20 protein-coding genes are annotated in these 25,445 nt (G+C 71.5%); 8 read left to right on the top strand and 12 right to left on the bottom strand.

The window, feature by feature from the left end; all coding sequences use genetic code 11:
* Positions 1–42: 42 nt before the first annotated feature.
* Both IDM40_RS26140 and IDM40_RS26135 read left to right on the top strand, forming a co-directional pair.
* A complete protein-coding gene (locus tag IDM40_RS26140) occupies positions 43–1,242 on the top strand; it encodes a thiolase family protein (protein WP_193124742.1) in 1,200 nt (399 codons plus the stop codon).
* Positions 1,239–3,332, top strand: a complete 2,094-nt coding sequence (locus IDM40_RS26135) for a 3-hydroxyacyl-CoA dehydrogenase NAD-binding domain-containing protein (RefSeq protein ID WP_193124741.1) — start codon at positions 1,239–1,241, stop codon at positions 3,330–3,332. Before IDM40_RS26140 ends, IDM40_RS26135 begins: the two co-directional genes overlap by 4 nt.
* Before the next feature lie 96 nt (positions 3,333–3,428).
* Here the strand turns inward: IDM40_RS26135 and IDM40_RS26130 are convergent, their stop codons facing one another.
* Positions 3,429–4,079 carry a hypothetical protein gene (locus IDM40_RS26130; protein WP_193124740.1) on the bottom strand — a complete coding sequence of 217 codons (651 nt, stop codon included), beginning with the start codon at positions 4,077–4,079 and terminating at the stop codon, positions 3,429–3,431.
* An 848-nt stretch (positions 4,080–4,927) separates the two neighbouring features.
* Between IDM40_RS26130 and IDM40_RS26120 the strand changes: the two genes are divergently transcribed.
* Genes IDM40_RS26120 through IDM40_RS26110 form a run of 3 tightly spaced genes read left to right on the top strand, consistent with a single transcriptional unit; the run spans position 4,928 to position 5,714 of the window.
* Positions 4,928–5,245 carry a hypothetical protein gene (locus tag IDM40_RS26120; protein WP_193124739.1) on the top strand — a complete coding sequence of 106 codons (318 nt, stop codon included), beginning with the start codon at positions 4,928–4,930 and terminating at the stop codon, positions 5,243–5,245.
* Positions 5,242–5,487 carry a hypothetical protein gene (locus IDM40_RS26115; protein ID WP_193124738.1) on the top strand — a complete coding sequence of 82 codons (246 nt, stop codon included), beginning with the start codon at positions 5,242–5,244 and terminating at the stop codon, positions 5,485–5,487. Before IDM40_RS26120 ends, IDM40_RS26115 begins: the two co-directional genes overlap by 4 nt.
* Positions 5,484–5,714 carry a hypothetical protein gene (locus IDM40_RS26110; protein WP_193124737.1) on the top strand — a complete coding sequence of 77 codons (231 nt, stop codon included), beginning with the start codon at positions 5,484–5,486 and terminating at the stop codon, positions 5,712–5,714. The genes IDM40_RS26115 and IDM40_RS26110 overlap by 4 nt, the downstream gene beginning before the upstream one ends.
* Positions 5,715–5,781: 67 nt before the next feature.
* Here IDM40_RS26110 and IDM40_RS26105 read toward each other — a convergent pair whose 3' ends face one another.
* Positions 5,782–8,013, bottom strand: coding sequence for an MMPL family transporter (locus IDM40_RS26105; protein WP_193124736.1), 2,232 nt, complete (start codon positions 8,011–8,013; stop codon positions 5,782–5,784).
* A 149-nt stretch (positions 8,014–8,162) separates the two neighbouring features.
* Here IDM40_RS26105 and IDM40_RS26100 point away from each other — a divergent pair, with 149 nt between their 5' ends.
* A complete protein-coding gene (locus IDM40_RS26100; RefSeq protein WP_193124735.1) occupies positions 8,163–8,915 on the top strand; it encodes a TetR/AcrR family transcriptional regulator in 753 nt (250 codons plus the stop codon).
* A gap of 138 nt (positions 8,916–9,053) precedes the next feature.
* Positions 9,054–10,202: a neutral zinc metallopeptidase gene (locus tag IDM40_RS26095; RefSeq protein WP_328807130.1), complete on the top strand. Its 1,149-nt coding sequence runs from the start codon at positions 9,054–9,056 to the stop codon at positions 10,200–10,202.
* A 110-nt stretch (positions 10,203–10,312) separates the two neighbouring features.
* On the opposite strand, the gene IDM40_RS26090 is transcribed toward IDM40_RS26095, so the two are convergent.
* The 9 genes from IDM40_RS26090 to IDM40_RS26050 form a co-directional block, all read right to left on the bottom strand.
* Positions 10,313–11,746: an alkaline phosphatase gene (locus IDM40_RS26090; RefSeq protein ID WP_328807134.1), complete on the bottom strand. Its 1,434-nt coding sequence runs from the start codon at positions 11,744–11,746 to the stop codon at positions 10,313–10,315.
* 207 nt (positions 11,747–11,953) lie between these two features.
* Positions 11,954–13,357: an FAD-dependent oxidoreductase gene (locus IDM40_RS26085; protein WP_193124733.1), complete on the bottom strand. Its 1,404-nt coding sequence runs from the start codon at positions 13,355–13,357 to the stop codon at positions 11,954–11,956.
* A gap of 68 nt (positions 13,358–13,425) precedes the next feature.
* Positions 13,426–15,339 (bottom strand): 1-deoxy-D-xylulose-5-phosphate synthase, encoded by a 1,914-nt coding sequence (dxs, locus tag IDM40_RS26080; RefSeq protein ID WP_193124732.1) that lies wholly within the window; start codon positions 15,337–15,339, stop codon positions 13,426–13,428.
* A gap of 201 nt (positions 15,340–15,540) precedes the next feature.
* The gene (locus tag IDM40_RS26075; RefSeq protein ID WP_193124731.1) at positions 15,541–16,311 is read right to left on the bottom strand and encodes a sulfite exporter TauE/SafE family protein; all 771 of its coding nucleotides are present in this window, start codon (positions 16,309–16,311) and stop codon (positions 15,541–15,543) included.
* Between the two features lie 75 nt (positions 16,312–16,386).
* On the bottom strand, positions 16,387–17,646 hold the full coding sequence (locus IDM40_RS26070; RefSeq protein WP_193124730.1) for a styrene monooxygenase/indole monooxygenase family protein: 1,260 nt from the start codon (positions 17,644–17,646) through the stop codon (positions 16,387–16,389).
* A 494-nt stretch (positions 17,647–18,140) separates the two neighbouring features.
* Entirely contained in the window at positions 18,141–19,418 is a 1,278-nt protein-coding gene (locus tag IDM40_RS26065; protein WP_193124729.1) for a sugar ABC transporter permease, read from the bottom strand.
* The gene (locus IDM40_RS26060; RefSeq protein ID WP_193124728.1) at positions 19,415–20,206 is read right to left on the bottom strand and encodes an ATP-binding cassette domain-containing protein; all 792 of its coding nucleotides are present in this window, start codon (positions 20,204–20,206) and stop codon (positions 19,415–19,417) included. Before IDM40_RS26060 ends, IDM40_RS26065 begins: the two co-directional genes overlap by 4 nt.
* Positions 20,207–20,296: 90 nt before the next feature.
* Entirely contained in the window at positions 20,297–21,415 is a 1,119-nt protein-coding gene (locus tag IDM40_RS26055) for an ABC transporter substrate-binding protein (RefSeq protein WP_193124763.1), read from the bottom strand.
* Between the two features lie 233 nt (positions 21,416–21,648).
* On the bottom strand, positions 21,649–22,821 hold the full coding sequence (locus IDM40_RS26050) for an ROK family transcriptional regulator (RefSeq protein ID WP_193124727.1): 1,173 nt from the start codon (positions 22,819–22,821) through the stop codon (positions 21,649–21,651).
* Between the two features lie 329 nt (positions 22,822–23,150).
* Between IDM40_RS26050 and IDM40_RS26045 the strand changes: the two genes are divergently transcribed.
* Positions 23,151–23,735, top strand: coding sequence for a uridine kinase family protein (locus IDM40_RS26045; RefSeq protein WP_193124726.1), 585 nt, complete (start codon positions 23,151–23,153; stop codon positions 23,733–23,735).
* 2 nt (positions 23,736–23,737) lie between these two features.
* Here the strand turns inward: IDM40_RS26045 and IDM40_RS26040 are convergent.
* Positions 23,738–25,445, bottom strand: a 1,708-nt coding sequence (locus IDM40_RS26040; RefSeq protein ID WP_193124725.1) for a serine/threonine-protein kinase, incomplete at its 5' end; no start/stop codon positions are given.

The following is a 25,445-nucleotide window of genomic DNA, read 5'->3' as shown; positions in this document are numbered from 1 at the left end:
CTCTGACAGTCCACCCACCCCTTTGGAGAAGGAGGGGCCATCGTGCCGCGAACTGCCCGCGATGTCGTGTTTGTCGACGGGGTCCGTACCCCGTTCGGCAAGTCTGGCAAGGGCCTCTACGCAGAGACGCGCGCCGACGACCTCGTCGTCCGCGTCATTCGCGAACTGATGCGCCGCAACCCGGGCCTGCCCCCGGAGCGCGTCGACGAGGTCGCCATCGCCGCCACCACCCAGATCGGCGACCAGGGCCTGACCATCGGGCGCAGCGCGGCGATCCTCGCCGGCCTGCCCCGCAGCGTGCCCGGCTATGCGATCGACCGCATGTGTGCCGGTGCGCTCACCGCCGTGACCACCTCCGGCGCGGGCATCTCCTTCGGTGCCTACGACGTCGTGATCGCGGGCGGCGTCGAGCACATGGGGCGCCACCCCATGGGTGAGGGCGTCGACCCCAACCCGCGGTTCCTGTCCGAGAAGCTCGTCGACCCCGACGCGCTGGTCATGGGCAACACCGCCGAGAACCTGCACGACCGGTTCCCGAGCATCACCAAGGAGCGCGCCGACGCCTACGCCGTGCGCAGCCAGGAGAAGGTCGCCAAGGCCTACGCCGACGGCAACCTCCAGCCCGACCTGGTCGAGGTCCTGGTCCGCTCCATCGAGCAGGGTTACGGCCTGGCCACCGAGGACGAGCCGCCCCGCCCGGGCACGACCATGGAGTCGCTCGCCTCCCTGAAGACGCCGTTCCGTGCGCACGGCAACGTGACGCCCGGCAACGCCGCAGGCCTGAACGACGGCGCCACCGGTGCGCTGCTCGCGGCCGAGGACGTGGCCGAGGAGATGGGCCTGACCGGCAAGATGCGCCTGGTCGACTTCTCCTTCGCCGGTGTGGACCCCGAGGTCATGGGCGTGGGCCCGGTCCCGGCCACCGAGAAGCTGTTCGCCCGCCAGGGCATCTCGATCGACGACATCGGTCTCGTCGAGATCAACGAGGCCTTCGCCGTCCAGGTGCTGGCCTTCCTGGAGCACTTCGGCCTCTCCGACGACGACGCGCGTGTGAACCCCTGGGGCGGCGCGATCGCCATCGGCCACCCGCTGGCTTCCTCCGGCGTCCGCCTGATGATGCAGCTCGCGCGCCAGTTCGAGCAGCGTCCCGACGTGCGTTACGGCCTCACCACCATGTGCGTCGGCATGGGCATGGGCGGCACGATCCTGTGGGAGAACCCGAACTACGAGGGGGGCAAGTGAGCACCGCGATCGAGCAGGCACGAGAACTGTTCAACGACGAGGTCGTCACCAAGGCGAACTCCCGTGACGTCCAGCTCCCCTACGGGGCCGGTACCGCCGTCCTGATCACGCTGGACAACGGCCACGACCACACCAAGCCGAACACCTTCGGCCCCGGCGGGCTCCTCAGCCTCGACGAGCAGATCGAGGCGGCCAAGGCCCGCAAGGACATCGTCGCCGTGGCGATCACCGGAAAGCCGTTCATCTTCGCCGTGGGCGCGGACCTGACCGGTGTGCCCCGGATCGAGACGCACGAGCAGGCGCTGGCCATCGGCAAGCTGGGCCACGACGTCTTCCGCAAGCTCGGTGAGCTGGACGTTCCCACGTTCGCGCTGGTCAACGGTGCGGCCATGGGCGGCGGCCTCGAGGTGGCGCTGCACTGCACCTACCGGACGGTCTCCTCCGGTGTGCCGGCCGTGTCGCTGCCCGAGACCTTCCTCGGCCTGGTCCCCGGCTGGGGCGGCACCTACCTGCTGCCCAACCTGATCGGCGCCGAGAAGGCCCTCAAGCTGATCATCGAGAACCCGCTCGCCCAGAACAAGACGATCAAGGGCCCCAAGGTCCACGAGCTGGGCATCGCCGACGAGATCTTCGAGCCCGCCGACTTCGTCGAGGAGTCGCTGCGCTGGGCCGCCAAGGTCCTCAACGGCGACGTCACGGTCGAGCGCCCCGAGGTCGACAAGGGCGAGGCCTGGGACAACGCGGTCAACATGGCCCGGTTCAGCGTCGAGGGCAAGCTCCACGGCGCCGCACCGGCCCCGGCCCGCGCGGTCGAGCTGGTCGCCGAGGCCAAGACCCGCAGCCGTGACGAGGGCTTCGCCGCCGAGGACCAGGCTCTGGCCGACCTCATCATGAGCGAGGAGCTCAAGGCGGGCCTGTACGCCTTCGACCTGGTGCAGAAGCGCGCCAAGCGTCCGGCCGGCGCCCCCGACAAGTCCCTGGCCCGCAAGGTCTCCAAGGTCGGCGTCGTGGGTGCCGGTCTCATGGCCGGCCAGCTCGCGCTGCTGTTCGCCCGCCGCCTGGACGTCCCGGTCGTGCTCACCGACCTGGACCAGGAGCGCCTGGACAAGGGCGTGGCCTACGTCCACGGCGAGGTCGACAAGCTGCTCGGCAAGGGCCGCATCAACCAGGACAAGGCCAACCACCTCAAGGCCCTGGTCACCGGTTCGCTGAGCAAGGACGCCTTCTCCGACGCCGACTTCGTCATCGAGGCCGTTTTCGAGAAGATGGAGATCAAGCAGCAGGTCTTCGCCGAGGTCGAGGCCGTGGTCTCCCCCGAGGCGATCCTGGCCACGAACACCTCGTCGCTGTCGGTCACCGAGATGGCCTCGAAGCTGAAGCACCCCGAGCGGGTCGTGGGCTTCCACTTCTTCAACCCGGTCGCGGTCCTGCCGCTGCTGGAGATCGTGCGCGGCGAGAAGACCGACGACGCCGCTCTGGCGACGGCCTTCGCCACCGCCAAGAAGCTCAAGAAGACCGCGGTCCTGTGCAAGGACGCCCCGGCCTTCGTCGTCAACCGCCTGCTCACCCTGTTCATGGGTGAGGTGCTCGGTTCGATCTCCGAGGGCACCGAGCCCGAGGTGGCCGACCGTTCGGTGGCGCCGCTGGGTCTGCCGATGTCGCCGCTCATGCTGCTGCAGCTGGTCGGCCCGGCGGTCGCCCTGCACGTGTCCGAGACCCTGCACGAGGCGTTCCCCGAGCGCTTCGCGGTCTCCCCGCAGCTGGGCAAGGTCGTCGAGGCCGGCAAGAACGAGATCTTCGGCCCCGACCTCAGCATCGACCCGGAGGTCAAGGAGCTGCTCAGCGGCGGCGACAGCCCCTCCGAGGAGAAGGAGATCCTGGACCGCGCCCTGCGTGCGCTGGCCAAGGAGGTCCGGATCATGCTGGACGAGGGTGTCGTGGCCGAGGCCGCCGACATCGACCTGTGCCTGCTGACCGGCGCCGGCTGGCCCTTCCACACCGGCGGCATCACGCCGTACCTGGACAAGGTCGGCGTCTCCGAGGCCGTCAACGGCAAGCCGTTCCACGAGGGCGCCCCGCAGGCGCTCTAGGAGCCGCCCCGGCGGTCCTGCGAGGACGGTGACGGGCCCGGCACCCCTTCGGGGGTACCGGGCCCGTTCTGCGTCTTGGGGCGCGTTGCCCCGCGGTCAGCTCTCCAGTTCCACGTCCATGCAGGCGACCGGCTCGCCGTCCTCCGGGTCGGGCTGCTCGGAACCGGAGGTCGGGTCGGCGGAGATCACCATCGATCCGATGTCGTCCCCGTCGACCTCGCCGTCGATCTGGATCTGGCCGGTGCCGTTGCCCTCGGCGTCGGTGCCCAGCTGGATCATGACGGCGCCCTGGTGGGTCTCGCTCTCGGGCGCTTCCTCGGTGTCCTGGTCGTCCTCCTCCTGATCGTCCTGGTCGCCCTCGTAGAGGTCACCGATATCCTCCGGGTCTCCCTCGCACGGCCCGACGTGTGCGGTTGCGAGGAAGAACTCGTCGCCCCCGAAGCCGGTGACGTCCAGTTCGAAGGAGGTCACGTCGGCGCCCTCGTCCACGATGGACAGGTCGGCGCGGGGCGCCTCCCCCAGGAGCTCCTCGTCCCAGACCTCGGACCCCTCTTCCCCGAGGTCGATGCTGTGGTGCGCGATCTCCTCACGGCCGCCGTCCTCGTCGGGCGGGTTGTCCGGCCCCTCGCCCGGGTTGGTCCCGTCCTGGGAAGCCCGGTCGCCCTCGCACGCGGTGGTCGCCGACGCCAGGGCCAGCGCCGCGGCGACAGCCGCAACCGGGAGGAACCCGAATCCCTTGGTGGTCACAGAGGTATCCATGTGATGGAAGTACCCGAGTGTCCGGTTCGACTCACGGGCTCTCCAGAACCGCCGCGGAGCAGCCGTCATGACACAACGCAAAATGTCACACACGCTCCGTACGGTTCTCCCGTGGCAATCACACCTGAACACCAGATCTACGCAGAACTGTTCGCGGATGCCCCGGACACAGCGGTGGCATTCCTACGAGACCTCGGAGTGGAGGTACCGCACTACACGCGCAGTGAGCTCACCTCGTGCGACCTCGGGCACGTGGACCCGGTGGAACGCCGTTCGGACGTGGCGATCATGCTGCGCGGGAAGGTCGGCGAGGACCCCTTCGGCAAGGTGATGGGGGTCGTGGTCGAGGTCCAGCGCGACCAGAAGGGGCGCAAGCGCTTCACCTGGCCCGAGTACGTCGCGGCGCTGCGTGCCAAGCACGAATGCCCGGTGACCCTGTTGGTCATCTGTCCGCGGCAGGACGTGGCCGACTGGTACGAGGCCCCCATCCCCCTCGGGCATCCGGGGTTCGTGCTCGACCCCATCGTGCTGGGGCCGGACCGCATCCCCCTGATCACCTCGCCGGAGGAGGTCGGCCGCCGTCCGACCGTGGGCGTGCTCTCGGCCGCGGCACACGGGCCGGCCGAGCCGGCGGTGCTCGAGGCCCTGCACACCGGCCTGGACTCCATCGACCGGGACATGGCGACGAAGTACATTGGATACGCGCTGCACCTGCTCACCGACAGCACCGGCCAGCGGGCTCTGGAGGAACTGATGATGACGGAAACCTACGANGGCCGGCCGAGCCGGCGGTGCTCGAGGCCCTGCACACCGGCCTGGACTCCATCGACCGGGACATGGCGACGAAGTACATTGGATACGCGCTGCACCTGCTCACCGACAGCACCGGCCAGCGGGCTCTGGAGGAACTGATGATGACGGAAACCTACGAGTACACCAGTGCGTGGACCGAGCGTCTGAAGGCCGAAGGAAAGGCCGAGGGGAAGGCCGAGGGGAAGTCCCAGTTGCTGTTGCTGCTCCTCGAGAGCCAGGGCCGCACGCTCACGAACGGGACCCGCGAGCGCATCCTCACCTGCGCCGACCCCGACCAGATCGACACCTGGTTCGCCCGAGCCCTGAGCAACGCCCCTCTCGACCAGATCTTCGGCGAATGATCGCGCCGTACACCAGTGCGTGGACCGAGCGTCTGAAGGCCGAAGGCGAGGCCAAAGGCGAGGTAAAGGGCGCGGCCAAGGGCAAGGCACATGCACTGATCCTGGTTCTCGAAGGCAGGGATGACGTCCTCACGGACGAAACCCGCAACCGCATCCTCACCTGCACCGACCCCGACCAGATCGACACCTGGCTGGTCCGGGCCGGGAGCGGTGTCCCCTTCGACCAGATCTTCGACGCATGATCCCGCCCTACACCAGTGCGTGGACCGAGAGCCTGAAGGCCGAAGGCGAGGCCAAGGGCAAGGCATTGGGCATGGCAGAGGCGCTGGTGATGGTACTGGAGAGCCGGGGGCACACCCTCACGGACCAGACCCGCGACCGCATCTTCTCCTGCACCGACCCGGACCAGTTCCACACGTGGTTCGATGCAGCCCTGACGACCGTCATCCACCAGGAGCTCACGGGCTGACCCCTGCCCCTGACAGCAGAGTGGGCCCCGGCCGCGAGGCCGGGGCCCACCGTGCGTGAGAGCGCCGTCAGGCGTTCGCGGGCGCCTTCTCCGGGGCCTGGGTCGGGGCGTCCGGGCGCGCGGGCTCCTCGTCCTCGTCATCGCTGCCCTCGGAGATCCCGACCCGGTCGTGCAGCCACCGCAGGGGGCGCGGCAGCCACCAGTTCCAGTCCCCGAGCAGGCGCATGGTCGCCGGGACCATGACGGCACGCACCAGGGTGGCGTCCACCAGGACCGCCAGCGCCAGGCCGACGCCGATGATCTTGAGGAAGAGCAGCCCCGAGGTGCCCATCGCCAGCAGCACCACGCCCAGCAGGATCGCCGCGCTGGTGATGATGCCGCCCGTACGCTGCAGGCCGAGCTGGACCGAACGGGCGTTGTCCCCGCTGCGCAGGTACTCCTCGCGCACCCGGCTGAGCAGGAACAGCTCGTAGTCCATCGCCAGCCCGAAGGAGACGATCGTGATCAGGACCAGGTAGGTCGGGTCGATCGTTCCGACCGCGTCGAAGCCGAGGATCCCGGCGAAGTGCCCGTCCTGGAACCCCCAGATCACCACACCCAGCGAGGCACCCAACGACAAGGCGCCCATGAGCACCGCCTTGATCGGCAGCACCACCGACCCGAACGCCAGGAAGAGCAGCACCAGGGTGGCGCCGACCATGAAGGCGACGGTGACCGGGGCGTTGTCGACGATCGCGTCGAGGTTGTCGAGCTGCTGGGCGGCCACACCCCCCACCAGGACCTCGTCGGCCCCTTCCGGCCCGGGTTCGGCGCGCACGTCCTCGACGAGCGCACTGATCTCCGGGTCGTCGGTGTGGCCCTGGTAGGCGACCTCGACGTGGGTGATGCCCTCGCCGGTGCGCTCCACCTGCGTGCGCACCGCTGCGGGCAGGTCGTCCAGGCGCTCGACGTAGTCCTCGACGGCCTCCTCGGAGGGTTCGCCGAGCACCGCCACCTCGACACGTCCGACCTGGCCGGCGGGGAACTCCTCCCCCATCGCCTCGGTGCCCGCGCGGGCCTCGGCGTCGGCGGGCAGGTAGCGCTGGTCGGTCGAGCCCAGGTCGGCGGAGAACAGTCCGGCGCTGAAGGTGATGAGCACGCAGGCCACGGCCACGAGGGAGACGGCCGGTCCGCGCATGACGGTGCGGGCCAGGCGTGCCCAGGTACCGGTGCTCTCGTCGATCTTCCCGGTGACGGTGCGCCCGGGCAGCGGCAGCTTGAGGCGGTCGATCCGGTGGCCCACGACCGACATGAGGGCGGGCAGGAACACCAGCGCGGCCACGAGGTCGAAGGCGACGACGGCGATACCGCCCCACCCGATGGACTGCAGGATCGGCTGGGGGAAGAACAGCAGCCCCGCGAAGGCGATCCCGACCGTGATTCCGGAGAAGGCGACGGTACGCCCGGCGGTGTCGACGGTTCGGCGTACCGCGTCGGGCACCGCACGGCCCTTGTTCAGCTCCTCCCGGAACCGGCTGACCATGAACAGGCCGTAGTCGATGGCCAGCCCGAGCCCCAGGAGGGTCGCGACGTTGATGGCGAAGACCGACACCTCGGTGACGTGGGTCAGGGCGCGCAGCACGGTGAGTGAGCCGAGGATCGCGAGCCCGCCGACGGCCAGCGGGACCAGCCCGGCGACGAGCCCGCCGAAGATGATGACCAGGAGCAGGAGCAGCAGCGGCAGGGTGATGAGCTCGGCGCGCACGATGTCGGTCTCGGCGGTGTGGGAGAGCTCGTGCTCGACCGCGATGGGCCCGCCCAGTTCGGTCTCCAGCGGTCCGGCCTCCAGGGCGGCCGCGGCGTCCTCGAACTGGTCCAGACGCTCCTGGTGGGTCTCCCCGGTGAGCGTGATGGGCATGTAGGTGGCCTGCATGTCCTCGGCCACGAGCATGCCGCGCTCGATCTCGGAGAGGTCCTCGTCAAGGTAGATGTCGTAGTCGGCGATGACGTCCTCGGGGAGGTCGTCGGCCATCCGTTCCATGGCCGCCGCGAAGCTGGGGTTGTCGACCTCCATCTCGTCGCTGCGGAAGACCGCGATGACGTCGATGTCGGCGTGCCCGAGTTCGTCCTGGAGCACGTCCATGGCCCTGGTGGACTCCGAGCCCGGGTCCTCGAAGCCGCTGTCGCTGACGTCGGAGAAGACCCCGAGACCCCACACGAGGGAGAACGCGGTGAACAGTCCGGTCAGTGCCAGGACCCACCAGCGGCCCCGGTGGGCGCCGTGGCCGATGCGGCCGAAGAGCCCGGTTCGTGCTGGCATGAGTACCCCTTGAGCGAACGGTCGTCATGTCCGTGAACAGTGTTTGCTAACGGCGTTCACTAAAGCGTCTGGGCGTTACTATGTCAATGTCACCGACGACGACCGAGAGCGCCCTGCCCCGGCGCGTGAGACGAGGTGGACCTCCACACATGACAAAACCGCAGCTCGACCGCTCCGGGGTCAGAACGAGCCGCCGCGAACGTGTGCGTGAAGCCACACTCGCGGAGATCAAGGAGATCGCCCGGCGCCATCTCGTCGAGCACGGGTCCCAGGGGGTCTCCCTGCGAGCGGTCGCGCGCGAGATGGGCATGACCGCACCCGGGCTGTACCGCTACGTCTCGGGGATCGACGCGCTGCTCGTGCTGATCACCGCGGACATGTACGACGACCTCGCCGACTGCGTGGCCGCCGCCGACGCCAGCGTCCCCGAGCACGACACCGACCAGCGCATCCTCACCTCGCTGCGGGCCTTCCGCGGTTGGGCGCTGGAGCACCGCGCCGAGTTCTCGACCATGTTCGGCCCTCGCAGCCGGCTCGACCCCGACGCCGACATCACCGCGGCCCTGGAGGCCGGGCGCAGGTTCGGTGCCACGTTCTTCACGCTCTTCGACCGGCTGGTGGCCGAGCAGCGGTTCGAGGTGCCGCCCGAGGACGAGGTACCCGCCGACCTCGCGCGTGAGCTGCGCGCCTTCGCCGACACGGTGGGTGTGTCCACACCGCACGCGCCACTGGGTGCGGTGATGGTGCTGAGCTCCTGCTGGGTGCGCCTGTACGGGGTGGTGTGCATGGAGATCTTCCAGCACCTCAACTTCGTGATGGCCGACATGGAGCCCCTGTTCGAGTCGGAGCTGCGCGGCGTGCTGGAGCGGATCGGGGTCGAGTACCGCCCGCCGGCCGGGTAGGGGCGCGACGGCCCGCACCGCGCGGGTCCGCTACCATCGTGATGCCCGGTTGGGCCGCATAATGGGGGTCTGCGAAACTTGCCGGTTTCGACCGTGGGCCGGGCCCGGAACGCGTTGGCACGATGGCGAGGACGGACCGTGGAGAACCGACCCGGACCCGACCACCGGCAGCCCCCGTTCGACGTTCCCCCGGTGCCCTACGCCGCCCACGGGGCTCAGGGTCCGTACGCCCCGAAGCACCCGCAGGCACAGCCTCCACCACAGCCGGAGCACCCCCGGTCCCCTCCCCCGCCGCAGGGGTTCCACCCGCACGCGTGGGACGGGCGACACCCCCACGACCACGGGCATCCGCCCCCAGCGTGGGACACCCGGGGGCCGCAGCCGCCCGCGTGGGCGCCGCCGCCCTCGCCGCGCCCGCCCGACGAGGGCATCCCCGGGGTGGTCTTCGGCGCCGTCACCGCGGGCGCCGTGGCGGTGACGGCGATGGCCGCGAGTGTGCTCATGGTGGTCAACGGCCCGCGCGAGGATCCCTCCCCCGTCCCCGGCACCGACCTGTCCACGCACTACGACGAGGACCTGCTGGACCGGCCCGTGCCCATGGAGATCGACCTGGTCGAACACCCGCTCTACGACGCGCCCATGCCCGAGGCCGTGGACTGCGACCTGCCCTCCCTGGAGACCTCCTCCGACGAGTCGTGGCTGGAGTTCTCCACCGCGGCCGGCGAGTGCCTGGACACGGTCTGGGCCCCCGTCATGGAGGACCTGGGCCTGCACCCCGAGCCCGTGGAGTTCGAGGTCTCCACGGATTCACCCGACGCCGACAACGCCGACGGGTACACGCTGGCCTACTACGAGATCGACCACCACCGCATCACCGTGGTCCTGCCCAACGTGCGCGAGCTCGGCGAGAACGTGCCCGACTCGGAGCAGGAAATGGTGTGGCTCGCCCTGATGGGCCACGAGTACGGCCACCACGTGCAGTACGCGACGGGGATCCTGCCCGTCACCCACGACCTGCGCCGCGACGCCGAGAACGACAGCGAGGAGCTGGACACCCTGCGCCGCACCGAGCTGCAGGCCGAGTGCATGGCGGGTGTGGCCCTGGGCAGCATCGCCGAGGTCGGGTCCGGCGACCTGGAGACGGTCAACGAGCACTTCAACAGCGGCGGCGACTTGGAGACCCACGGCCGGGCCACCAACCGCGCGTTCTGGCTCGAGCAGGGGTGGGCCCAGGACACCGTCGGCGGCTGCAACACCTACGAGGCCGAGCAGCGCCGAGTGACCTGACCCCGCGCCGTTCTCCGGAGGGTCCGGGCCACCGCACACGGGCGGGGCCCGGGGGCCACCGGTGTTCCGGCGGCGCCCCGGGCCCCGTCACACGGCCGGGAAGGCCGCGGTCAGCCGCGTCCCCAGAAGTCGAAGACGGTGTTGGCGATGTCGGTGTGCTCCAGGTAGGCGCCCTGGACCGGGTCCTCGTAGTGGGCGTGGTGCTGCATACGGCTCGCGCCGGGCCCTTGGGCGTAGACGGGGACCAGCATGTTGGTGTGGTCGCCGCTGTGCCAGGAGTGCTCGGGCAGCTCGCCGGCCTCGCCGGTCAGGGGCGTCCAGCCGCCGTCCTCACCGGCGCCCGGGCCGGCCAGGTAGCCGGTCTCGTGGTCGGCGGTGACCACCACGAGGGTCTCCTGCCAGCTGCTCTCGGCCTCGACCCAGTCCACGACCGCCTCCACGGCCCGGTCGAACTCGTTCTGCTCCTCGATGAGCCGGTTGATGTTGTTGTCGTGGCCGGCCCAGTCGATCGCACCGCCCTCGACCATGAGGAACAAGCCCTCGTCCGAGGAGTGGTCGAGCACGTTGAGCGCACCGGAGGCCATCTCCGCCAGGCTGGGCACGTCCTCGTTGAACGCGGCGTCGTAGGGCTCCGATCCCTCGATCGGCTCGCCGTCCTCGTCCAGGTCGGGCCCGCTGCGGTCGTACTGCAGGGTCGCGGCCACCTGGGCGAGCCCGAAGACGCGCTCGGGCGGGGTGGAGGTCTCGGCGAGGTCGGCGAAGTCGTCGGCCTCCTCGACGAAGGTGAAGCCGGTCTCGCCCGCGGACGCGGACTCGTAGGTGTCCTCGTCCACGTAGTCGTACTGGGCTTCGTCGACCGGCCGGCCGTCCTCGTCGCGGTGGGGGTGGCCGGCCCCCATGACCACGTCCAGTTCGTGCTCGGTGAGCATCTCGCGCGCGATCTGGTCGTAGGCGCTGCGGTCCTCGTTGTGGGCGACGAACGCCGCCGGCGTCGCGTGGCTGAAGGGGACGTCGGAGACCACTCCGCTGGCCCGCCCGGTCTCCTGGGCGCGTTCGGTCAGGTTGCGCACCGGGAGCAGGTCCGGGTCGAGGCCGACCAGCCCGTTGTCGGTGTGCACCCCGGTGGCCAGGGCGGTTCCGGAGGCGGCGGAGTCGGTGTAGCCGTTGTTGACGTAGTCGAAGTCCGACCACGCGGTCGCGGGGTCGTAACTGCCGCCCTCGGGGTAGGTGGCGGCCGAGAGCTGGACGTCGAAGTCCTCGTAGACGGCGGAGGCCTCGGAGGGTTCGCGTTCGACCTCACCGGTGTCGGGGTCGACCCCGAACTGGTTGTAGGAGGTCCCGTCGCGGTAGAGGCTGGCCGCGTCGATCTGGTCGTAGCCCATGCCGTCGCCGATGAGGACGATGACGTTGTCCGGGCCGAAGCCCTGTGCCTCGGGGTCGTCGGCGAGGGCGGGCGATGCGGTGGCGGCGACCAGGCCGAAGGCCAGGGCCGCAGCGGTCGCGATCGAGGGGGCCGGGGCTGGGCGCGCCCGGTTGTGAAGCACCAACACTGCTCCTTGGGGGATCGGGGGCAAGCGTGCACGTGCTCACGTGCGGCACCACGCTAAGGAGCCCCGGTGGCCCGCGCGTGAAGCCCCGGACACCTCCGGGCGAACGGGGTACCACCGGCGGGGCGGCGCCGCCGTGCCCGGTGTCCTTCCCGTCCCCGATCTCCCCACACGTGGGGCCCCGGGCGTCCGGCACGGGGGGGCTCAGGAGTCCCCGAGCACCCGGCGATAGGCCTCCCAGCCGTGCAGCTTGACCCGTTCCCCGCGTTCCAGGTCGGCGGCCTGGCGGGCCTCGGCGGTGTCGATGCGGAGCCAGTCCTCGTAACCGCTGTGGGCCAGCCCCCGCTCGTCGAGGACCTCCTCGAGGGGCACGAGGTCGCCCTGCCCCTCGCGCAGGGCGGGGGCGTCCTGGAGCAGGGTGCGCACGGTGGCGGCGGCGTCGGACTTGTTGGTGCCGATGACCCCGGTCGCACCGCGTTTGATCCACCCGGCCACGTACGAGCCGGTCACGGGGCGGCCCTCGGCGTCCAGCACGCGCCCGTCCTCCTGGGGCACGGTCATGGCGTGTTCGTCGAAGGGCACCTGCGGCAGGGGCACCCCGGCGTAGCCGACCGAGCGCAGCACCATGCCGACGGGCAGTTCGGTGGTCTCGCCGGTGCCCTGCAGGCGCCCGTCGGCGTCCAGGCGGGTGTGCTCGACCCGGACCGCGCGCACACGGCCGTCCTCGCCCACGATCTCGTCCGGGCGGGACCAGAAGTGCAGACGCACCGACCGGGGCGCCTCCCCCGTCGGCCTGTCGGCGTGCTCGCGCAGGAGCCTGAGGTTGGTGCGGGCGGCGCGGGAGACCTGCGCGGTCTCGGCCCCTCCCCCGCCCACGGCGGTGGGGTCGATGTCCATCTGGGCCGGGTCGATGACCACGTCGGCCCCGGGCAGGCCCAACAGGTCGCGCAGTTCCGGCGCGGTGAACTTGGCCTGGAGCGGGCCCCGGCGGGCCAGCAGGTGCACGGTGCGCACACGGCTGGCGGCGAGCACGTCGAGCACCGGCTGGGGGATGTCGGTGTGGTGCAGCTCGTCGGCGGTCTTGGCGAGGATGCGGGCCACGTCCAGGGCGACGTTGCCCGCGCCCACGATCGCGACCTCCTGGGCATCCAGCACGAACCGTTCGAGCTCGCTGTCGGGGTGGCCGCAGTACCAGTTGACGAAGTCGGTGGCGGCCACGCTGCCCGCCAGGTCCTCGCCGGGCACGTGCATGCGGCGGTCCACACTGGCCCCGGTCGCGTAGACCACGGCGTGGTAGGAGCGTTCCAGGTCCTGGCGGGTCAGGTCCCGGCCGTACTCCACTCCCCCGACGAAGCGCACGTCGGGGTGTTCGAGCACGGCACGCAGGGCACGCGCCACACCCTTGATCTTGGTGTGGTCGGGCGCGACCCCGTAGCGCACGAGCCCGTAGGGGGTGGGCAGGCGGTCCAGGACGTCGACCGCCACGGGGACCCGCTGCTGGCGGGTGAGGGCGTCGGCGGTGTAGATGCCGGCGGGGCCGGAACCGATCACGGCCACCCTCAACGGCACGGACTCGGTCTCACGGGGCTCGGGCACGGGAGAGGTCATGCCCTCATTCTGGCAGTACCGGGGCCGGGCCACCCCGGTACTGCCGTGGTGAGGATCGCCGGAGCGGGTCAGGCGGGCTCGGCGGCCGGCTCGTTCTCGGTCCGGCGGGCGACGGTCTCGGTGAGCTTGCGGGACAGCTCCTGCGGGGTCAGGCCCTGCTCCTCGAGGATGCGCTCGCGCTTGGCGTGGGTGAGGAACTCCTGCTCGATGCCGAAGGAGCGCACCGGAACGTCGACCTCGTGGTCGCGCAGCAGGCGGGAGACGGCGTCCCCGACGGCGCCGGTGCGGCCGTTGTCCTCCACGACCGCGACGACGCTGTGCTCGGCGGCCTCGGCGACCAGGGCCTCGTCCAGGGGCTTGACCCACAGCGGGTCGACGACGGTGACGCCGATGCCCTGGTCGGCCATGCGGTCGGCGACCTCGACGGCGACCTGGGCCATGGTGCCCACGCCGACGATGAGCAGGTCCTTGCCGTGACCGGAGTCCTCGGCACGGCGCAACAGGTCCATGGAGCCGACCTTGCCCACGGCGGGCAGTTCCTCGGCGACCGCGCCCTTGGGGTAGCGCACGACGGTCGGGGCGTCGTCGACCTGCACGGCCTCGCGCAGCTGGGTGCGCAGGCGCTCGGCGTCACGGGGTGCGGCCATGCGCAGGCCCGGGACGACCTGGAGGATCGACAGGTCCCACATGCCGTTGTGGCTGGCCCCGTCGCTTCCGGTGATGCCGGCGCGGTCCAGGCAGAAGGTGACGCCCTGGCCGTGCAGGGCCGCGTCCATGAGCACCTGGTCGAAACAGCGGTTGAGGAAGGTCGCGTAGACCGCCACGACCGGGTGCAGGCCCTGCATGGCCATGCCGGTGGCGGAGGTCGCCGCGTGCTGTTCGGCGATGCCCACGTCGAAGATGCGGTCGGGGTAGGCGTCGGCGAACTTGTTCAGGCCGGTGGGGTGCAGCATCGCGGCGGTGAGCGCGACGATGTCCTCGCGCTCGCGGCCGAGCTCGACCATGGTCTCGGAGAAGACCCCGGTCCACTTCTCGACCTTGGGGCCGGGCTTGGCCTGGCCGGTGGTGACGTCGAAGGGGCCCGGCGCGTGGAACTGGTCCTCGTCGTGGTTCTCGGCGGGTGCGTACCCCTTGCCCTTCTGGGTGAGGCAGTGCACGATCACCGGTCCGCCGAAGTCGCGGGCCTGACGCAGCGCCTTCTCCAGCGCGGGCTCGTCGTGGCCGTCGATGGGGCCCAGGTACTTCAGGCCCAGGTCCTCGAACATCATCTGCGGCTGGATGGCGTCCTTGACGCCCTTCTTGAGGCCGTGCAGGGCCTCGTAGAGGGGCTGGCCGACCACCGGGGTGCGGTTGAGGGTGGACTTGGCCAGGTCGAGGGCCTGCTCGTAGCCGGGTGCCATGCGCAGCGAGGACAGGTGCTCGGCGAGGCCGCCGCGGGTGGGCGAGTAGGAGCGGCCGTTGTCGTTGACCACGACGACCAGGCGGCGGTCCTTGCGCTCGGCGATGTTGTTGAGCGCCTCCCAGGCCATGCCGCCGGTCAGGGCGCCGTCGCCGATGACCGCCACGACGGTGCGCTCGCGGTCGCCCTGGACCTCGTTGGCCTTGGCCATGCCGTCGGCGTAGGACAGCACGGTGGAGGCGTGGGAGTTCTCGATGAAGTCGTGCTCGGACTCCTCGCGCGAGGGGTAACCCGACAGGCCGCCCTCGGACTTGAGCGCGGTGAAGTCGTGCCGCCCGGTGAGCACCTTGTGCACGTAGGCCTGGTGGCCGGTGTCGAACAGGATCGGGTCCTGGGGGGAGTCGAAGACCCGGTGGAGTGCGACGGTCAGTTCGACCACGCCCAGGCTGGGGCCCAGGTGGCCGCCGGTCTGTGAGCAGGAGTCGACGAGGAAGTCGCGGATGCCCCGAGCCAGTTCGGGGAGCTGGTCGGCGGGCAGCCGCTTGAGCGCATCCGGATTGTGTATCGACTCGAACAGTGCCACTGTCTCGTCAGTCCCCTCGTCCAGCGTGTCCGTTGCCTTTGCCATCGAGGGCCCGGGAGGTGGCCCGCACATGGCTACTGGCGGGTATGCACACCCGATCCTATGGGCGTGAGCCCACGGGTGTACCCGCCCCCGTTGCCGGGTTTTCGCGTACATTACTCGCTCTTCGGGTCCCTCTGGCCCCGGTACGCGCTGTCGAGGCTATCCGAGAGCCGCTTGCACGAGCAGGCCCGAGGCCGAGAGGGTCACCACGGTGAGCATGCCCAGGCGCAGGGTCCGGGGCGGTACACGGCCGCGCAGCACGTTGCCCAGCACGAACCCGACCGCGACGAGCGGGACGGCCACGAGCCCGGCCACGACGGTGCGCAGGTCCATCTGTCCGCCGAGGGTGAGCGCGGTCAGCGAGATGGTCGATCCCACGAGGAAGAACGCGGCCAGGGTCGCACGCACGCGCGGAGGGTCCTCGTACTGGTAGAGCAGCGCGATGGGCGGTCCGCCGATGGAGGTCGCGGTCCCGGCGAACCCGGAGAGGGCTCCGGCCACGGTGAGCGAGGCCGGTGTGATGCGCACGCGGAAGGACCACACGGTGAGCACGACCGCGGTCAGCACCATCACCCCGACCACGCCGGCCAGCGCACGCGGTTCCAGGACGGCCACGACCCACACCGCCAGCACGGTTCCGGGCAGGCGGGCGGGTACCCCCCAGGCGATCCCGCGCCAGTGCACGTGGCGCCACTCCTGCACCAGGGTGAGCACCGGCAGCAGGACCACCGTGATGAGCATCGCCCCCGGCATGAGCGAGGGGTCGAGGAAGGAGATGACGGGGGCGGCGACCAGGCCGAGCCCGAGACCGACGGTGCTCTGCACGGCGGCGCCGACGAGGACGGCGAGGGCGGCGACGGTCAGCAGCACCCACGGGTCGGCCGCGGCGAACAGGCTTCCGGGGACGGGTCTGAGGAGGTCGGAGAGCATAAGAGCGCAAACTACACCGTGGCCCCGTCCCGGCCCGGGGCCGGGTCGGGACGGGGCGCGGCGGCCCCGTCCCGGTCAGAGCGCGACGTGCTCACCCACCCGGGGATGGGTACGGCGAACCCCGTCGATGTAGGCGGAGGCGCGCTCCGGGTGCAGGAACCAGTCGATGAGCCCGGTGGGGTCGCTGAAGGAGTCGGCGAACCGGTCGGCGGTCTCCTGGTGGCGTTCGGCCAGGCGGAAGAGGTCCCACACGTGGGGCGGGCCGGTGAGCATGACCTTGCTCCACGCGGTGACCTGGCGCGCGTACCGCCAGTAGGAGGCGAAGGTGGCGCGCATGAACCGTTCGTCGAAGGGGCGGCTGCCGTGGTCGACGATCGCACGCCGGTGCACGTCGGCGGCCAGGGAGGCCATGTTGGCGCCCTGGGCGGTGATGGGGTCGTTGCTGACCACGGAGTCGGCCATGCCCAGGACGGGGGTGCCGTCGGCCAGGTGGGCGACGGGTTCGCGCACGACCGGGGTGTAGGCGCCGTGCAGGGTCGCGCCGCGGTCGGCGGGGCGCGCCCGGGCGAACCGGTCGCGGTACCAGGGGGCGTGCCGGCGCAGGACGCCCTGGAGCGCGGCCACGACCTCCTCGCCACCGGCCTCACGGGGCAGGGGACGGTCCATGGGGCCGCCGGGGACGGCCTCGACCATGAGCGCGTGGCAGGGGCCGGACACCGACAGCGTGGGCAGGGTGAAGACCTCGCCGGCCCCGGTGATCGAGGTGCGCTCGAGCACGGGGCCCGAGGGGTCGTCCTCCACCCCGGTCACGTAGGCGAGGGTCAGGCGGCGCTGGGGTGCGCGGAAAGCGGAGCGCTGCTCGTCCCGGGGGAAGAGCTCGGCCAGGTCTCCTCGGCCGGCGGCCACGACGACGAGGGCGTACCCCCGCGCGGTCTCCGCCAGCTCCTCGGGGGTGACGCGGCGGCGCAGCAGGGTTCCCCCGCCCTGGACGAACAGGCGCATCCACGTGGACATCTTCACGCGCTGATCGACCGACTGCGCAGGCTCCTCGAGGCGGCCGAGCCAGGAGATCGCGGGGGTGGCGCCGCCGGGGTCGCCCACGCGCACGCCCACACCCCCGATGCCGGTGGCATGGTCGTCCCACAGGGCGAGACCGTGGCGGCGTTCACGGCGCAGGGCGGGGCCGAACAGGCACTGGGTCGACATCACGTTGCCGGCGAGGACCTCCTCGGGACCGGCGAGCGTGGCGAGGGTGACGTCGTAGCCCTCGGCCAGCAGGCCGAGGGCGAGTTGGAGGCCGGACTGCCCGGCTCCGACGACGAGGATCTTACGCATGGGTCTCCTGTTTCGGCCCGCCCCTGTGCGGGGTCACGGGTACGAGGTGGTCCGATCTCTCGTGGGCGGGGCGACCGGGTTCCGGGTGCTTGTAACACCGCGTCCGGTCACGTTCCGTTGCCACGTGAGGGAACCTAACAGCGCCCGACGAGGCGCTCGGACGCGGCCCCCGCAGGTGGGACCTTCGACCCTGCACCCCTGGGACCTGCGACTCCATGCCTGCTTTACGACACAGGCCACGTTGACCGAACGCCGCGCACACCCGCCGGGCCGATGTCGGCGCAGGTCACTGACGGTGAGCGTCGCACCGGATTGTGTACGGGCAGGTGCACGTGCGCGGAGCTGCCGGACCGTGACGTGATCCCACCCACGGAGGTCCGACCTCTTCGGTGCAGGATCGGTTTCGGACCGGCTCCCCCGGCCCCGGACACGGGGAACCCCCGGCCGCACGGGAGGACGCGGCCGGGGGCGGGCGGGGAGGAGGTGGGGAGTGGTCAGCCTCCGCCCCGGGCATGGGTCGCGCGGCCCCGGCGCGAGGCCGCGTCGATGATCACCGCGACGAGGAGCACCGCGGCGGTGATCATGAACCGCACGGAGGTGTCGACACCGGGCAGTAGGAGCAGTCCCGAGGTGATGGCGCCCAGCACGAGGCCGCCCAGGAGCGCGGAGTAGGCGTTGCCGCGCCCGCCGAACAGGCTGGTGCCGCCGATGACCGCGGCGGCGATGGCCATCATGAGCTCCGAGCCGCCGCCGGTGGTGGTGCTGGCGGCGATGTTGCGGGACACGAGCATGACCCCGCCCAGGGCGGCCAGGGTCGAGGCGATCCCGAAGACGGAGATGCGTATGAGTACGGTGTTGATGCCTGCCCGGCGCGCGGCCTCGGCGTTGCCCCCGACCGCGTAGATCATGCGGCCGTAGCGGGTCTTGCGCAGCATCAGGTCGAGGACGACGACCGCCCCGACGAAGATGAGGAAGGCCAGCGGCAGTCCGTTGTGCTGGTTGAGGATCCACACGCCCACGACCAGGGGCACCGCCAACAGGCCGGTGCGCAGCAGCGTCTCGGCCAGGGGCCGGTAGGGCAGCCCGGAGGTGCGGCGGCCGCTCTCGGTGGCCAGTGACGCGGCCAGGTACACCGTGAGGGTGACCAGGACCAGGAACCAGCCGATCCAGGGCACGAAGTAGGTCTGGGTCAGGGACGCGATCAGACCCTCGGAGCGGGTGTTGATGGTGCCGTCGGGGCTCATGACCCACAGGTGGAGCCCCTGCCACCCGAGCAACCCGGCGAGGGTGACCACGAACGCCGGGACCCCGATCTTGGCGAAGACGAAGCCGTGGAAGAGCCCGACGAGCAGGCCCACGCCCAGGGCCGCGGCGATCCCCGCCCACTCGGGCCACCCGTGCCGCATCACCGTGACCGCCAGGATCGCGGCCGAGAGCCCGGCCACCGACCCGATGGACAGGTCGATCTCCCCCAGGAGCAGGACCACGATGACGCCGGTGGTCATCAGCCCGATGGCGGCGATCTGCACGGTCAGGTTGGACAGGTTCTGCGGTGACAGGAACCGGTCGTTGAGGCCCTGGAAGACGAGCGCGATGAGCAGGAGCCCGATGATCACGGGCGCGGCGCCCAGCTCGCCGGCGCGGACGTTGCGCTTGATCGCCGCCCACCATCCGCTGGGTGAGGCGGCGGTCTCCAGGAGGCGGGGGTCGCGGCGTGCTCCGGGTTCCTCCGGGGTGGCGGGCGGATCGGTGACGGGGGTGTTCCGGCTCATCGGCTCTCCTCCGCCCCGGTGGTCTGCCGTCCGTCCCGGCGTGCGACCGGGTTGTCGGCCGCCCCGGTGATGGCGGCGACGATCTCCTCGTAGCTGGTCCCGGCGATGGGGAAGTCACCGGCGTTGCGGCCCAGGCGCAGCACGGCGGCCCGGTCGGCGACCGCCCGCACGTCGGCCATGTTGTGGCTGATGAGGATCACGCCCAGGCCCTGGTCCCGCAGCTGTTCGATGAGGTCGAGGACCTGCGCGGTCTGGGCGACACCGAGCGCGGCGGTGGGTTCGTCGAGCATGACCACCCGCGGCTTCCCGAGCAGGGCGCGGGCGATGGCCACGATCTGGCGTTGGCCACCGGACAGCGACGCCACGGGGACCCGCAGGTCGGGGATGTCGACCGAGAGTGAGCGCAGGAGTTCCCAGGCGCGGCGTTCCATCTCGACCTCGTCCAGGGTGCCCGGGAAGTGCAGGTGCTCGTTGCCGAGGAAGAGGTTGGCCACGATGTCGAGGTTGTCGCAGAGGGCGAGGTCCTGGTAGATCGTGGCGATGCCCAGGCGCTGGGCGTCGGCGGGGGCGCTGATGTCGACCGCTCGGCCGTCCCAGGCGACGGTTCCGCCGGTGTCGGCCGCGTGGGCGCCGGCGATGACCTTGACGAGGGTGGACTTGCCGGCACCGTTGTCGCCGAGCAGGGCGACGACCTCGCCCTCCTGGACGTGGAGGTCGACCTCGTCGAGGGCGCGCACGGCCCCGAAGGTCTTGGAGATCCCGGAGAGTTCCAGGACGGGTGTGCTCATGGGGCGGTCTTCCTTCTCCTCACGCCGTCCCGGGCGCCCGCCGGACGGTGGCGGGGCGGCCCGGGCGGAGGGTGCCGGCGGTGGCCGGGGTCAGAGGGCTTCCTGGCAGTACTCGGTGTCGGCGTACTCGCCCTCGCAGATCTCCTCGACGGTGTAGAAGCCGTCGGAGACCACGGTGTCGTCGATGTTGTCGATGGTGAGGGCGACCGGTTCGAGCAGCACGGACTCGATCTCCTCGCCGCCGCCGTCCTCGAGCTGGGTGAGGGTGTGCTCACCGGGTTGGAGGTCCGAACCCGTGGCCAGGTCGACGGTGATCTGCGCGGCCAGCTCGGCCTGGGGGCGGATGGCCTTGTAGACGGTCATGTACTGCTCGCCCGCGACGATGCGCTGGATGCCGGCGAGTTCGGCGTCCTGTCCGGTGACGGGCGGCAGGTCGTCGGTGGAGACCCCGGCGCTCTGGAGGGCTGCGATGACACCGGAGGCCATGCCGTCGTTGGCGGCCAGGACCCCGGTGATCTCGTCGGCGCCCAGGGAGGTGATTGCGCCCTCCATCTGGGTGGTGGCCTCCTCGGGCGACCAGTCGGGGGTGTCGTACTCCTGGCCGATCTCCTCCTGGCCGTCGAGCACCTCGTGGGCGCCGGCCTTGAAGTCGGCGGCGTTGGGGTCGGTGGGTGAGCCGTTGACCATGACGATCTGGCCGTCGCCCGCGGTGCCGTCCTCCTCCAGGGCGGCGAGGAGGGACTCGCCCTGGACCTGGCCGACGCGGTGGTTGTCGAAGGAGACGTAGGCGTCGACTCCGCCCTCGGCGAGGCGGTCGTAGGCCAGCACGGGCACTCCCTGCGAGGAGGCCTCGTTGACGGTGCCGGCGGCGGCCTCGGCGTCGACGGCGTCCAGCACGAGGATGTCGATGCCGTCGGTGAGCATGGCCTGGGCCTGGGTCTGCTGCTCGTCGACCTCGCCGTCGGCGTTGGCGTAGGAGAGCTCGCAGGCGGGGCACTGTTCCTCGAGGGCCTCTTCGAAGTAGGGGTAGTCGAAGGCCTCGTACCGGGCTGTGTACAGGTCCGGCAGGAGGAGCCCGACGTGGAAGCCCTCCTCCACCGAGTGGGTCTCGCCCTCGCCCTCTCCCCCGGCCGAGGTGATGGCGTCGCACCCGGTGGCGGCGACGAGTGCGAGGGCGGTGGTCACGGCGGCGAGCCCGCCTGTGACCATGCGTGTGTGGGAGGAGCGTCGTGTCGTCAACGCCGGGCCCTTCTCGTGGGGGGAGGTGATCTGCGGCACCGCGTTCGGTGCAGTGCAGTCAAACCGCGGCCCGGGCTTGGGGTCAACTCCTGAACACATAACCGAAACATCACAGATCTTGCGTTCAAGCTGTGAACACGCAGGTGGGCTGGTCAGGCCGCGCGTGTGCTCGGCGGCGGTCCCGCCCCGCGCCGGACCGTGTTTCAGGCGGGGGTCTCGGCGGCGGTCAGGAGCGCTCCGTACAGGGCCGCGTGTTCGCCGAGCTCGCCGGTGACCACCTGCAACCGTTCCAGGGCGCTGCCGAGGGTGCCGAGTTGCATCGCCCGCACCATGGGGTCCAGGAGCAGGTCGCCCGCGGCGGCGAGGGGCCCGCCGACCACGACGCGGTCGGGGTTGAGCAGGTTGGCGACCACGGCCGTGCCCTGTCCGAGCGCGCTCCCGGCCTCGGAGAGGATGCGGCGTGCGGCGGGGTCTCCCTCGTGTGCCGCGGCCATGAGCTGGGGCAGCGCGGCGCGGCCGTCCCGGGCAGGGCCGCTGTCACGGGGCACCATCGCCAGCAGGTAGGAGATGCCGACGAAGGTCTCGAGGCAGCCGCGGTTGCCGCAGCGGCAGACCTGTCCGCGCGGGTCCAGGCCGATGTGCCCGATCTCCCCGGCGGTACCGTCGGCGCCGCGCAGCAGCCGTCCGTCCAGGAGCAGCCCGGACCCCACCCCTTCGCCGAGGTGCAGGTGGATGACGGTGTCGGCCCCGCGCGCGGCCCCGCGCCGGCGTTCGGCCAGCGCGGCGAGGTTGGCGTCGTTCTCGGCCCGCACGGGTCGGCCGAGGCGTTCCTGCAGGGCCTGGGCTGGACGGAAGCCCGTCCAGCGCGGCAGGCAGGAGACCGCGCCGACGGCCCCGGTGGACGAGTCGAGCGGGCCGGGCACGGAGGCCACGACCGAGGCGACCGACGCGAGGTCGATGCGGCCGCGGAAGAGCACGGTCTCGGTGAGCCAGGCGGCGCGGCGCACCGCACGCCCGGGGTCGGCGGCCACGTCGTAGTCGATGGACTCCCGTTCGAGGAGGCCGCCCTCGTGGTCGGCCACGGCCAGCCGCAGGCGGTCGGCGGCGAAGTCGACGGCCACGACGGTTCCGGGCGGGCGCACGAGCGTGACCGCGCGGGCGCGGCGGCCGTTGGAGGAGGTCGCCCGGGCGGTGACGGTGCCCGAGGCGCGCAGGCCGCGCACGATGTTGGAGACGCTGGCCGCCGACAGGCCGGTGGCGCGGGCGAGTTCGGCCTGGGTACAGGTGCCTTCGCGGCGCAGCACGTCGACGACGCGGCGTTCGTTGGCCTGGCGCAGCGCCGACTGCGAACCCGGGGTCGTGTCGGCCTCGGTCACCGGGCGGCCCCTCGTCCGTCGCTCGTCCGTGTTGTGCATGCTGCGCCCGAGCATGTTACAAGCCGTGAACGGACCTGAGAACCCGGCCACTGCGCCCTTCCCGCCCGAACGCGCCCGGGACACGACGCCCGAGGCGCCCGTCCAGGTAGCTCACCGACCACGCACGTGCCCCCGGCCAGGTCGGTGACAGGCAGCGGGCCGCCGGAAGGGCGTTCATCGGCGCCGGACATGACGGACAGCGACGACGTGCACCACGTGTGCTGATGGCGCCGATGGCGGCGGTCGGGTGTGGGGCACCGTGGCGGGCCGGCAGGCCCTACCCTGCGGGGATGAGCGAGCTGGAGGTGGCCACCGGGACGCCCGGATGGGCCGGGGCGGTGACGGCACTGGTGCCAGGTCAGGGCAGGGCCCGGGTGGTGGCGGTCGAGGGCCGATCGGGGGCGGGTAAAAGCACCGTCGCCGCGCACCTGGCCGAGGTCCTGCGGTCACGCGGCGAGGCGGTGCACGTCCTGACCATGGAGGACCTCTACGCCGGTTGGGAAGGCCTGGCCGAGGGCGCCGAACTCCTGCGCGGACGGGTCCTGGAACCGCTCGCGCGCGGCGAGGCCCCGGTGTGGCACCGCTGGGACTGGGAACACGGCACCTTCTCCACCGCCCCGTCGTCCCTGCCCTCGGAGGTGGCCCGGGACGGGGTCCTGATCGTGGAGGGCACCGGGTCCGGCGTCCGCCCCGGCCCGGTCGACCTGCTCGTGTGGGTGCACGCCCCCGACACCGTGCGCGCCCGGCGGCTGGACCGGCGCGAGGACGCACACCTGTACTCCCCCTTCCGCGCGGCCTGGGCCGAGCAGGAGGCGCGCCATCTCGCTCTCCACCGCCCCGAGGAGCACGCCCGGGTCCGGGTGGACAACGGCTGAGCTCAGCCCGAGGAGCAGATGCGCCGGGCCTCGGCCAGGTCGCGTTCGATGTTCTGCAGGCCGCTGTCCAGGCTGGACCTGACCCGTGGCAGCTGCGCCGCACGTTGGGAGCGCCACTGCCGTTCCTGCGCGGTGCCGTAGCGACGGGTGTGCTGGTTGGCCACCACCGCGCCGCCGATCCCGGTCCCCAACGCGAACACCACGAACACGAAGCTGGCGACGTCGCTGGTCACCAACGCGATGAAGGCGAAGATCCCGGTCAGCCAGTACAGCAAGACCTTCCCCCGGCGCATCCCCTCGTCCGAGTCGCCCTGATCGGCCAGTTGCCGCTGCTGCACGGCGACGGACCGGTGCTGGGAGATCCACTGCTCACGCTGGTGGGCCAGGACGGCCACCGTCTCCAGCGCCCCGTACACCGCGGCGGCGTGCCCGGCGCGTGCGGCGCCCTCGGAGCGCTCCACCCGGGTCCAGAGGATGTCGACCCACTCGGCCACACCGGGCCGGTCCCCCGGGTCGGGCCGGCGCACGAGGTCGGGGTGCAGGAGGAAGACCAGCGCCACCGCGGGGTCGACGTGGTTCTGGGTTCCGCGCCACCCGCCGAGCCCGCGGGCGAGCTGCTCGTGGAAGCGCACCCCGATGCGTTCGGCCTCCACCAGGTCTTCGGCGAGGGAACGCAGCACACCGGAGTCGGGCCCCTCGTGCTGGGCCATGAGGCGCAGGACCTGCGGGCGCGCCAGCAGGCCGAGTTCGTTGCTGCGCGGGTCACCGGACAGCAGGGGCCGGGGGTCGGAGAAGAGGCGTCCGAGCCCGGCGATGCTGCAGTCGTGGCCGCGGAAGACGGGGGGCAGGTCGGGCCGTGCCTGCGCAATGACGGTGGCGACCGCGGCGTTGGCGTCGTTGACCGTGCGGCGGAACAGGGCCCGGTCGACGAGGGTGTCGTTGAGGTCGTCGATGATCCACGCGCCCAGGGCCGCACGCTCCTGGTCGTCGGACATGACCTTGACCGCGTCCGGCCAGTTCTCCTGCAGGGCGGCGGCGAGCTCCTCGACGGTGTGCAGCCGCTTCCCGGCGAAGTGGTACGGCGGGCTGTGGGACCCGCTCCCGCTCGGCGGCGGGCTCTGCGGCCCGGAGGACGGCGGGGTGTACGCGCCCCCGGAAGGCGCCCGGTGCTCCGGCCCGGCCGAGGGGCCCGGCTCGGCCCCGGCCGCGGACCCGGGCTCGTACCCGCGGGTGAGCCCGTCGTCGACCCCCTCGACCAGGGTCGGCTCGACCTTCGGCTCCGCGGTCGTGGGTGCCTGCGCGGGCAGCGGACCACCGGTGACCAGGTGATCGAGCAGGGTCCGTGCGTCGGGCCGCGCACCGGGGTCTCCGGACAGGCAGGCGCGCACGGCCGGGGCGAGGCTCTCGGGCAACCCGTCGAGGTCGGCGTTCCCGGACAGCACCTTCGCGATGCGCGCGGCCTGGGTCGGACCGGGGAAGGCCTCCCGCCCGGTCGCCGCGAAGACCATCACCGCACCCCACGAGAACAGGTCCACGGCCGAGGTCAGCCGCATACCCTCCAACTGCTCCGGCGCCATGTAACCGATCGTGCCGATCACCCCGGAGGCCGTGACCGACGTCGACTCCACCGCACGCGCGATCCCGAAATCGATCACCCGCGGACCGTCCGCCGCCAGCATGATGTTGTCCGGCTTCAGATCCCGGTGCACC

Source organism: Nocardiopsis coralli, from assembly GCF_014892575.1.
Lineage (GTDB): Bacteria > Actinomycetota > Actinomycetes > Streptosporangiales > Streptosporangiaceae > Nocardiopsis > Nocardiopsis coralli.
This window is presented reverse-complemented; position numbering and strand designations above follow the sequence as displayed.

Bases quoted from the DNA above. Each gene is read 5' to 3' on its own strand.
- IDM40_RS26120 (WP_193124739.1), top strand. From the start codon at position 4,928: ATGGCGACGAAGTACATTGGATACGCGCTGCACCTGCTCACCGACAGC.
- IDM40_RS26115 (WP_193124738.1), top strand. From the start codon at position 5,242: ATGATCGCGCCGTACACCAGTGCGTGGACCGAGCGTCTGAAGGCCGAA.
- IDM40_RS26110 (WP_193124737.1), top strand. From the start codon at position 5,484: ATGATCCCGCCCTACACCAGTGCGTGGACCGAGAGCCTGAAGGCCGAA.
- IDM40_RS26105 (WP_193124736.1), bottom strand. From the start codon at position 8,013: ATGCCAGCACGAACCGGGCTCTTCGGCCGCATCGGCCACGGCGCCCAC.
- IDM40_RS26100 (WP_193124735.1), top strand. From the start codon at position 8,163: ATGACAAAACCGCAGCTCGACCGCTCCGGGGTCAGAACGAGCCGCCGC.
- IDM40_RS26085 (WP_193124733.1), bottom strand. From the start codon at position 13,357: ATGACCTCTCCCGTGCCCGAGCCCCGTGAGACCGAGTCCGTGCCGTTG.
- IDM40_RS26075 (WP_193124731.1), bottom strand. From the start codon at position 16,311: ATGCTCTCCGACCTCCTCAGACCCGTCCCCGGAAGCCTGTTCGCCGCG.
- IDM40_RS26070 (WP_193124730.1), bottom strand. From the start codon at position 17,646: ATGCGTAAGATCCTCGTCGTCGGAGCCGGGCAGTCCGGCCTCCAACTC.
- IDM40_RS26065 (WP_193124729.1), bottom strand. From the start codon at position 19,418: ATGAGCCGGAACACCCCCGTCACCGATCCGCCCGCCACCCCGGAGGAA.
- IDM40_RS26060 (WP_193124728.1), bottom strand. From the start codon at position 20,206: ATGAGCACACCCGTCCTGGAACTCTCCGGGATCTCCAAGACCTTCGGG.
- IDM40_RS26055 (WP_193124763.1), bottom strand. From the start codon at position 21,415: ATGGTCACAGGCGGGCTCGCCGCCGTGACCACCGCCCTCGCACTCGTC.
- IDM40_RS26045 (WP_193124726.1), top strand. From the start codon at position 23,151: ATGAGCGAGCTGGAGGTGGCCACCGGGACGCCCGGATGGGCCGGGGCG.